The 9,761-nt window shown below is 68.0% G+C and carries 8 protein-coding genes and 3 pseudogenes; 9 read left to right on the top strand and 2 right to left on the bottom strand.

The features are described 5' to 3' along the window. Nucleotides 1–1,107: 1,107 nt before the first annotated feature. Nucleotides 1,108–1,818 carry an HAD family hydrolase gene (locus ACWD5D_RS43140; RefSeq protein ID WP_451378238.1) on the top strand — a complete coding sequence of 237 codons (711 nt, stop codon included), beginning with the start codon at nt 1,108–1,110 and terminating at the stop codon, nt 1,816–1,818. 75 nt (nt 1,819–1,893) lie between these two features. On the opposite strand, the gene ACWD5D_RS43135 is transcribed toward ACWD5D_RS43140, so the two are convergent. Beyond that, entirely contained in the window at nt 1,894–2,775 is an 882-nt protein-coding gene (locus ACWD5D_RS43135) for a LysR family transcriptional regulator (RefSeq protein WP_451378237.1), read from the bottom strand. A 117-nt stretch (nt 2,776–2,892) separates the two neighbouring features. On the opposite strand from ACWD5D_RS43135, the gene ACWD5D_RS43130 reads away from it, so the two are divergent. From ACWD5D_RS43130 to ACWD5D_RS43115, 4 genes and pseudogenes are all read left to right on the top strand, one after another. Beyond that, nucleotides 2,893–3,273, top strand: a complete 381-nt coding sequence (locus ACWD5D_RS43130; RefSeq protein ID WP_451378236.1) for a hypothetical protein — start codon at nt 2,893–2,895, stop codon at nt 3,271–3,273. Then, on the top strand, nt 3,266–4,888 hold the full coding sequence (locus tag ACWD5D_RS43125; RefSeq protein ID WP_451378235.1) for a multicopper oxidase family protein: 1,623 nt from the start codon (nt 3,266–3,268) through the stop codon (nt 4,886–4,888). The genes ACWD5D_RS43130 and ACWD5D_RS43125 overlap by 8 nt, the downstream gene beginning before the upstream one ends. Nucleotides 4,889–4,904: 16 nt before the next feature. Further along, nucleotides 4,905–5,027, top strand: a pseudogene (locus ACWD5D_RS43120) (transcriptional regulator); the annotation flags it as partial. Nucleotides 5,028–5,089: 62 nt separating this feature from the next. Then, nucleotides 5,090–5,293, top strand: a pseudogene (locus ACWD5D_RS43115) (helix-turn-helix domain-containing protein); the annotation flags it as partial. A 44-nt stretch (nt 5,294–5,337) separates the two neighbouring features. Here the strand turns inward: ACWD5D_RS43115 and ACWD5D_RS43110 are convergent. Beyond that, nucleotides 5,338–5,916, bottom strand: coding sequence for a GNAT family N-acetyltransferase (locus ACWD5D_RS43110; RefSeq protein ID WP_451378234.1), 579 nt, complete (start codon nt 5,914–5,916; stop codon nt 5,338–5,340). A 629-nt stretch (nt 5,917–6,545) separates the two neighbouring features. Here ACWD5D_RS43110 and ACWD5D_RS43105 point away from each other — a divergent pair. From ACWD5D_RS43105 to ACWD5D_RS43090, 4 genes and pseudogenes are all read left to right on the top strand, one after another. Next, nucleotides 6,546–6,719, top strand: a complete 174-nt coding sequence (locus tag ACWD5D_RS43105) for a hypothetical protein (protein WP_451378240.1) — start codon at nt 6,546–6,548, stop codon at nt 6,717–6,719. 253 nt (nt 6,720–6,972) lie between these two features. After that, the gene (locus ACWD5D_RS43100) at nt 6,973–7,485 is read left to right on the top strand and encodes a DinB family protein (RefSeq protein ID WP_451378233.1); all 513 of its coding nucleotides are present in this window, start codon (nt 6,973–6,975) and stop codon (nt 7,483–7,485) included. A gap of 90 nt (nt 7,486–7,575) precedes the next feature. Next, nucleotides 7,576–8,488 (top strand): annotated as a pseudogene (locus ACWD5D_RS43095) (IS630 family transposase); the annotation flags it as partial. Between the two features lie 294 nt (nt 8,489–8,782). Then, nucleotides 8,783–9,463 (top strand): helix-turn-helix domain-containing protein, encoded by a 681-nt coding sequence (locus ACWD5D_RS43090; protein ID WP_451378232.1) that lies wholly within the window; start codon nt 8,783–8,785, stop codon nt 9,461–9,463. Nucleotides 9,464–9,761: the final 298 nt, after the last annotated feature.

Below are 9,761 nucleotides of genomic sequence, written 5' to 3'. Positions count from 1 at the left end.
ATTGAGGGCCTCCTTCCCGAGCTCGCACCTACCCGGACAGTAGGTACCACCGGGCTGAGCAAGGAAGGGGGCCCGGCCCTCATAGGGTCAGGTCAGACGTGTCGTCCGGATGGAGCGGACCCAACTTGGCCAACACAGCAGGGATCGGGGAAGATGAGACAGCGGACACGGGAACCCTCTTGATCACTTGGCTTAGACACCTGAATGATCACGGATCCCGTGTCCGCTCTGTCATCCACCCCAACCTGCGGCATCCTCACGCCAGTTGGGCGATCCCGGGAACTTGCGCAAGCCCTGATGCCGCGGCATGGGACTGTAAATCGCGCGGGGTGCACCTCTTCCCGGCGTCGCAGACTGGGTGCACGGCTGACAGCGCGGAACTCTGACAGTTTCTGCGCTCGCGCCGGACCCATCCGCGGCTCCAGAAAACGGGCATGCCTGTCCATGGGGAACACGCAGGGTGCCCAGGCTGTACAGGGAGAGGTCGCTCTGCCGGCCGCAGTGAGCACCGGATACGAGGGTGAGGCGAGCGCACTGCGCCTGGACGACGCCAAGCGCAGCTACCACTCCACCTTGCCGCCCAGACCTCCCGGTCGGCGCGCCGCAGCCCCGGAGCGGAAGGCAGCGTCTGCGACGACATCACATGCTGTAGCAGCTCAAGGGCCTCGCCATCCGTCGCGAAGGCCGCATGAAACCCCACGACGCCATCGTCTCGTCGGCCTGAGCCCTCGCCCACTGAACGCGCTCGCGGATACAAATGCGCCAGCGTACGCCTGGAGCACAGGTCAGCACAGCCATGCGTCAATTGCGAAGTCTGTTCGTGCGATCACTCGTTCGGACGATGGCGGTCACGGCACGCCGAGATCGCAGCAACGCGCACAGATGAGCCAACTGAACTGCAACGAAAGCGCGTTGAGCCGCCTCGGACGCCCGTCGTCCACCGTCGCCATTACAGGCCCATACACCCCATTTTTGAGGCAGTCGAGTCACTGGATGGAGTAGTTGCCCAATTCACCGAAACGGAAATAATTCGCCTAGTACCCATTCCCCCCTCAGCAACTAATCCGAAATTCTGCATTTTCACGGACGGGTGTACAGGAGGCAATCATGACCAGCACGGCCTTCGATCTGCTCGACTGGTCACCCGAGGCCGTCGTCTTCGACTGTGACGGCACCCTGATGGACAGCGAACGCCACTGGCAGGAGGCCCGCAACCAGGCGTTCCACGAGTACGGTCTCCAGCCGCCGCCCGGGTTCGCCGAGCAGGCCATGGGTTTGCACTACGAGGACTGCGGCCAGCTGATGGCCCACGCGGTGCACAAGGCCGAACTCGCGAAAGACCTCACGGCCGCGCTTCTCGACCACTTCCTGGCGCTTATCACCGACGCCCCCGTGACAATGCCGGGCGCGGCCCAGCTCGTCCGGCTGCTCAGTGCCCGGCTCCCGCTCGCGGTGGCCAGCAACTGCCCGAGGGTGGTGGTGGAAGGCAGCCTGGAACGGGCCGGACTTCTCCGGCACTTCCAGCACATCGTGGTCCCCGACAGCGGGGACGGCCTGCGCCCCAAGCCGCACCCGGACATCTACGACCTGGCGGCCCGGCTCTGCGGTGTCCACCCGGACCGCGCGCTGGCCGTCGAGGACACGCTGACCGGCGTGGAAGCGGCCAGTAGCGCCGGCCTGCGGGTGCTGGGTGTAGGCCCCCGCCCGCAGGATGACGAAGCCAGCCGGGCCGATCTGTGGTTGCCCACGCTCGACGCCCCCGAACTGCTGGCCTGGGCCCGCTCCCTCGACGCCCTCAAACCGAGGCGAGAGAGCTGACGTACATGCCGCCAAGTAACGGCGGAGTCGGCCGGAGCATCCTCGGAGGAACTCGGTGAACCAACGCGGTGACCGTCAAACGGCGGTTCGCCATTCCCAGTTGATGATCGTGGTGCGCATGAGGCGGGCCGCGCTCGACAGGTGGGTGTCGGCGCCCCAGAACAGGGTGACCGTACGACGGCAGTCGGGGCTGTCGACGGCGACCCAGGCGAGCGGGGCGCGGGTGGCCGTACGCCGCGCGAAGGCGGGGATGAGGCCGATGCCGAGTCCCGCGCTGATCAGGTCGGCGATGGCGCTGGGTTCGTCGCCCTCGCAGACGATCTTCGGGGTGAGACCGCGTGCGGTGAACAGCCGCTCCAGCAGGCGCCGTTGCCAGTGCCCCTTGCGGGCGGTGATGAAGGGCTGCTCGGCGAGTTCCTCGATGCTCACCGACGTCACGCCCGCCAGCGGATGGTCGAGCGGCACGCCCACCCCCACCGGCTCATCGAGCAGTTGGGCGCGCTCAAGGCCCTCGGTGTCGATGGGCTGGGAGGCGACACACAGATCGACGTCCTGGGCGCGCAGACGGCGGGCCATGTCCTCGGCCGGGGACCAGTGGAGTTCGACCTCGACGCAGGGATGAGCGCGCTTGAACGCCGCCAGCGGCCCGGTGAGGGTGAGGAAGGTCTCCGAAGCCAGCCGTACGGTGCGCACACCTTCGCCGGTGGCCTCGGCGACCGCCCGCCTGCCTGCCTCGAGCTCACCCAGGGAGCGTTCGACGTGACCGCGGAAGAGCTTCCCGGCCTCGTTCAGTCGGAGGCGGCCGCCCCGGTCGAACAGCGGCGCACCGAGCTCGCTCTCCAGGCGGGCGATGGTACGGCTCAATGACGGTTGGGCGACGCGGAGTTCGTCGGCCGCGCGGCTGAGGTGCTCCAGTCGTGCCACCACGAGGAACTGCCTGAGCGAGTTCAGATCCATGCCACTGTCCCTCATGCCCCCGCATGCATAGCTGTATAGCGATATTGATCTTAGACAAGATAACTCAGCAGTCATAGCGTCGGAGGCGAATCAGGAACGAAGCAAGGGGGATACCTGATGGTCACCGGATGGGTGATGCGGGCTCTCGTCAGTGCGCACGTGGTCGCGATCCTGGGCCAACCCGCGTTCGCCGGCGTGTATCTGAGTGGTGACTTCGACGGCCTGCGCTGGCATGCGCTCGGTGCGAACGTCGTCACCTCCATCGGTTATCTGCAGGCGATCGCGGCGATCGTGGTCTGGGTCCGCTCACGGCAGGCCTGGCCGTTCGTCGCCACGTCGGCACTGGTGGCGGCCGAGACGGTGCAGTACTTCGCCGGGCTGGACGGCGCGCTGTGGCTGCACCTTCCACTGGGCGTGCTGACCATCGTCGGGCTCGTCGTGCTGTTCATCGCCGTCTGGCAGCAGCCGATCCCTCGTGAGGAGGCAGAGCGTGCGTGAGCCGACCATGAACAGGCGCCGGATGCTGGGCGTCGGCGGGGCGCTCGGGGTGATGGCGGCCACCGGAGTGTTGACCGCGGCGACGCTGTCGCGCCGGCCCCCGGTCACCGGGGCCGAGCTGCGCAGCGAAGTACCACTGCCGCCCGCGTTCCAGGTGCCGTTGCCGCTCCCGTCCGTACTGAAGCCGGTCGGCACCGCGGGCGGCGTGGACCGTTACGCGATCACCCAGCGCGAGGCGACCCTGGAGATCCTGCCCGGCGTCAGGACACCGATGTGGACGTACGACGGCACCTTCCCGGGCCCCACGATCGAGGCGCGCCGCGGCCGGTCGGTCACCGTGACGCATCACAACGAACTGCCCGTGCCGACCGTCGTGCACCTGCACGGTGGACGGACCGCGCCGAGCTCCGACGGATACCCGACCGACCTCGTCCTGCCCGACGGCTGGCCGGACGCCGTCCACACCATGCACGGAACCAGCGGCATGCACGGGATGACAGGCATGAGCGGCGTGCAGGGGATGCACGATCCCCGGGCGGTGGTGACCCGGCTCAGGCGGGACTACACGTTCCCGATGGACCAGCGGCCGACGCTGCTCTGGTACCACGACCACCGCATGGACTTCACCGCCCCCGCGATCTGGCGGGGACTCGCGGGGCTGCACATCGTGCGCGACGACGCCGAGGACTCGCTCGGCCTGCCCGCCGGGCGATGCGAACTTCCGCTCGTGATCGCGGACCGTGCGTTCGACGGCGACGGAAATCTCCACTACCCCGCCCTCGACCCGACCCTGCGGGGGCGGCCGGGCGTCCGCGAGGCCTACCTCGCCGGAGTACTCGGGGACGTGATCCTCGTCAACGGCGCCCCGTGGCCCGTGCACGAGGCCGACGCGGCCCGCTACCGGCTGCGCCTCCTGAACGCCTCCAACGCCCGGCACTACGAACTCGAGGCGGTCACGGACGACGGGCGCCGGCTCGATCTCATCCAGGTCGGGGCCGACCAGGGGCTGCTCGCGGCGCCGGTCACCCATCGGTCCCTGCCGATCGCACCGGCCGAACGCTACGACCTGGTCCTCGACCTCACCGGGGTCCCGGTCGGCAGCCTCGTCAGGATCGTCAACCGGCTCGGCACCGGTCGTACCCGCGACGTGATGGCCTTCCGGGTCGTACGCACGGCCCCCGACGACAGCCGAATCCCACGCGTCCTGTCCGACGATCTGCCGGCCTGGCGCCGGTCGGACGCCGTGCGGGTGCGCGACTTCTCGTTCCGTGCCGGGCGCATGCGCGGCGGCCACGGATGGCTGATCGGCGGGCAGCCCTTCGACCCGGCCCGCTCCGACGTCACCGTCCGGCTCGGCGACGTAGAGGTGTGGCGGCTGATCGCCGACGTCCACCACCCCGTCCACCTGCACCTGGTCGGGTTCCGGGTGCTCTCGCGCAGCGGGAGGCGACCGCTCTCCCACGACGCGGGGCTCAAGGACACCATCTCGCTCAGGCCGGGCGAATCGGCGGAGATCATCACCCGCTTCGACGGCTACCGAGGCCGCTACCTCTTCCACTGCCACAACGCCGAACACGAGGACATGGGAATGATGGCCAACCTCGAGATCGTCTGAACGCCGCTGCGAGGTCGTGTCGGCTCCGCCGTACCAGGCGAAGACGGAGTACTCCCGGATGTCGGGACACCCCGTGCGGACCCGGGTGCTGGAGCCGCAGGACGGACCGATGCCGGTGCGGGAGCTGCTACTGAGCTTGATCGGGTGATGTCGGGGCCGTTGGACTGAGCGGTGAACCTGGGCCGCTGTACTGCTTTCGCTGTGAGGTATGCGCAGGGCGGTGGATTGACCGACGCTGAGAGGGACGCCCGGGAGCGGGTGCGCCTGGACGCGGTGACCCGGGTCGAGGCCGGGGCGACGAACCGCGCTGTCGCCACCGCGCTGCGCGTGTCAGAGCGATCGGTGGAGCGGTGGAGACGGCAGGGGCGCGAAGGCGGTGCGGCTGGTGTCGCCTCGAAGGGGTCGCAGTTGCTTGGGGTTAGCCGATGCCGGGTGCCGAGCGACGGAACTCAGCGGGTGGGTACCGGCTCGGACGACGGCTGCCACTCCCGCCTGAGCAGCCCGTAGACCCACGAGTCGGAGACGTCGCCGTTGACGATGCAGTCCTCCCGCAACGTCCCTTCCCGCACGAAGCCGAGCTTCTCCAGCACGCGGGCGGAAGCCACATTGCGCGTATCGGCCTCGGCTTGGACGCGATTCAGGTCCAGCGTGTCGAACGCCCACCCCAGCAGAGCGCGCGCGGCCTCGGTCGCGTAGCCCTGACCCCACGCTGCATGGTTGTAGCAGTAGCCGAGCGATGCGCTGCGGAAGTCCGGATTCCAATTGTTCAGGGTGCACCAGCCGATGAACGCCCCGTCTGAGACACGATCCACGGCCAACCGTGCCCCGGTGCCCTCCTGTTCCATCCGCCGGCAAGCAGTGATGAACTTCTCGGCGCGCGAGCGTTCGGTCCACGGTGGCGAGTCCCAGTAACGCAGGATGTGGGCACTGCTCTGCAGCGCGAAGAGGTCGTTCGCATCCGTGTCTTCGAAGGCGCGCAGTCGAAGACGAGCGGTGTGCAACGAGGGGGTGGGCAGCGACGTCCTCATGTGCCCTCCCTGGTCGGTGGGCGATCAATCAGACATCCGATGCGGGTCACTCGCAACGGGTTTTTTCGGCGGGCTGGCAGACATGTCCGCTCATCGGCGCGACCGAGTGCCCCCAGAGGGCGGCATCTGAGGTGATGCCCGGTTTCGCCTTTCGGTTCGTAATTCCTCAGTGGCAGGGCCAACTTCCCTGCCCAAATGTTCGAGGCCGATGGCCCCACGGGGGCCTGTCAGTCCCTTCTGCAAGCATGCTGCCGTGACAACTACATCACCTGATCAGCGCCCTGCTGAGGACACCCTGCAGTTCCTGCGCGCTCCGCAATTGAGACGGGGTGGCGCGAGCCGGCACTGGGACACGATGGCGTCTCGGCGTGGGAATCCGAGCACGGGGTCGTACTTCCGGAGCCGTACCGGAGTCTGATCGCCGAGATCGCCAACGGGTCGTCCCTCGGACCGCCGGAAGATGGGGGCCTCCTCCCTCTGGGCTGGCTCCCACCGGACTGGCCGTACAACAGGGACCGCAATCCCGCCGCCCCGTTTCCGCTGCAGGAGGCCTGGGCCTGGGAAGGCGCGAACCCCTCGCCGACGGCCATCACGAGCGCGTCGCCGAGGTCTACAACCACGGCTGCATCGTGCTCGGCACTGACGACGGCCCCTCCTACTGGGTCCTGGTCGTGACCGGTCCCCAGCGAGGCAAGGTCTGGGTGATCACGGTGGTGGGCGCCTACCCGTATCCGATGCCGGAGGCGGTCGGCTTCCTGGAATGGGTGCAACGCTGGCACGCCGGCGACGGCTGGTGGGACTGACCACTACCCACACAGAGCCCAATGCACGACGAGGGCACCAGGCCCGAACGAATGCGTGGGGAAGGTGACGCTGCTGCTGGGAGATTACGTGAAGTTCCACGGCGATGGAGGAACGCGAGGAAGTGCTCTGGCTTGCGTTCGTAGCGGCGGTACAGACGGCGGCAGCCAGCGAGCCAGTGCCGCATCAAGCAACGTTCACCCTGATGTGAGGTCCCGCCTGTCGGCGGATTCGGCCGTTGGCGATAATCGATCGATGGCCAACATCGAACGCCCCCTGCCGCCCTTGAACGCCGACGAGCGCACCACGCTGGAAAGCTGGCTCGACTTCCACCGCACCACCCTCGCCATGAAGTGCGAGGGCCTGGACGATGAGAAGGCCGCCGTCGCATCCGTGCCGCCGTCCGTCTTCACATTGACCGGCCTCGTCCAGCACATGGCGGAGGTGGAGCGCAACTGGTTCCGCCGAGTGTTCGCCGGAGAACAGGCCCCGCCCATCTACGACCCGCAGGCGGACCCGTCAGGCCCCGACGGCGGCTTCACACTGGCCGAGGGCGCCGCCCTGGGAGACGCTCTGGCCACCTGGCGCGCGGAGATCGCCCGCGCCCGCGAGCACTGCGCCGACCGCGCTCTGACCGACACCGGCCGCTTCATGGAGCAGGACGTCAGCCTCCGCTGGATCTACGTCCACATGATCGAGGAGTACGCCCGCCACAACGGCCACGCCGACCTGCTTCGGGAACGCATCGATGGCGTCACAGGCGTATAGCACTCCGGATCAGGCAACGTTTGCCCTGTTGTGACCTGACGCGCCGTCTTGGTGCTGTGCCGGGCGGCGCGCGGCCTTCACCCTGTCCGGGTGGCGGAACGAGTGCGCGTACGCGACATCGATGATGACGAGGGCAGACGGCTGCTGCAGATCATCCGAAGGGGCACCGGGTCGGTGGTGACTTGGCGGAGGGCCCAGATGGTGCTGCTCTCCGCGCAGGGCATGCCCCGTGGCGAAGATCGCCGAAGTGACCTTCACCAGTGATGACCGGGTCCGGGACGTGATCCACAACTTCAACGCCGACGGCTTCGACTCTCTTTATCCGAAGTACAAGGGCGGCCGGCCCAAGACGTTCACCCTGCCTGAGCGTCGCGAGATCAAGAAGATCGCGAAGTCCAGGCCGGCCGAGCACGGCCTGCCGTTCTCGGCCTGGAGCCTGACCAAGCTGGCGGACTTCCTGGTCGCCGAGGGGGTGGTCGACGACATCAGCCACGAGGGCCTGCGCATCCTGCTCCGCGAGGAAGGCGTCACCTTTCAACGCCTGAAGACCTGGAAGACCTCGCGCGACCCCGAATATGCGGCCAAGAAGGCCCGCGTCGAACACATCTACGCGATCGCCGACGGCCAGGTCATACCCGAGGAGGGCGAGCCCGAAGTCGTCTTCTGCATGGATGAGTTCGGGCCGCTCAACCTGATGCCACACCCCGGGCGGCAATGGGCCGAACGCGGCGGACGGCACAAGGACCCCGACCGGGAGCCCAGGCCCCGCAGGCGGGCGACCTACACCCGCCCCCACGGGGTCCGCCACCTGTTCGCCGCCTACGACCTGGCCAGGGACAAGCTCTACGGCCATATCAAGCCGAGGAAGAACCGCGCGAGGTTCCTGGAGTTCTGCCGCTACCTACGCAGCCTCTACCCGCCCCAGGTCCGTATCGCGATCGTGCTCAACAACTTCTCACGACCTCGCAGACAGCGGCATAGCTCCACTCGTCGGTCTCGCCGGAGCCCTTCGCGAGGACCGACAGGCCGTGGCCCAGGGAATCACCACCACATACAACTCCGGCGTCAACGAAGGTCGCATCACCGACGTGAAGTTGCAGAAACGTCTTATGGCTGGACGCGCCGGCGTCCCTCTCCTCCGCCACCGCGTCGCTCTGATCGCCCACCTCCGCCGCCGCTACGCAGACCGCGGCCGACCGTGTCACCGAGATGATCTCCGCCTACGAAAATCTTGCCAGAGCCAGCTTAGTCGTACGCCGACAGTCCAGACCGCGCCGCGCCGCCCGCCCCCGTCACCGTGCCTCCGGCGACCCTGGCCGGACAGGACCTGGCTACCGTCCTCAGCAGCCTCCAACGTGCCTCGGGACTCAGCCTCAGAGCCCTGGCCACCCGCACCGGCCTGTCCGCGAGCTACCTGTCGAGGCTCATGTCCGGTGAACGCTTTCCCACCTGGAAGTACGTTGCCGCGCTGGCCCGAGCCTGCGGCGCCGACCCCGAAGTCCTGCGCCGCGTCTGGGAGGCCTCCAACGCCCGCCGCGACAGCCAGGCCGCACCCGCCTCACTCGCCTCCGCGCTGCGCTTCCTCCACCAGCGCGCAGGCAGCCCCACCGCCTGGGCCATCGCCGTCACCAGCGGCAACACCCTCGACCAGGACCACATTGCCGCCCTGCTGAAAGGCTCCATCACCGGCGAGTGGGAAGACGTCGAGCGGCTCGTGCAGCTCCTCGACGGCGAACCCTCCTACTTCTTACCGCTCTGGAAAGCCGAAGCGGCCACTCAGCACGAATCCGCACCACTACCGTCCACGACGAAGTGCCCGGTCCGGGACGACGTCCCACCGGCCAGTACCCGTGTGGAGGACCTCCTCATCGCATTCAGGGGCGCGTTCGGCCGTCCCTCGCAGCCCACCGCACTGTCCCCCATCCGCCGCTGCCTCGCCACCCCCATACCCGGCGCTGTCCACTGGAGCGGCCGCTGACCGACCTGCCCAGCACCGCCGTCTGGATCTGCCGCCTGTCATCACGCACGAAACCCCCGCCTTCGTCCCAACTCATCGTGTCAACAGCCCAGTTCACCAACCAGATCGTCCGGTTCTGCTCATGCCGCACGCCCCAGCTGTGACGCACCCTCAGCTCCGCCGGTCGGTCGGGGCCGACAGCAAGACGGTCAAGTTCTCCTCCAGTTGAGCAGCGCCAGCGTCAGAAACAGACCTGGCCTGTCACTACGGGGGGAAGTGGCAGGCCAGGCAGCCCCATAGTGCCGCTCCCGTGGTGCTG

It is taken from the genome of Streptomyces sp. NPDC002520, assembly GCF_053595235.1.
This window is presented reverse-complemented; position numbering and strand designations above follow the sequence as displayed.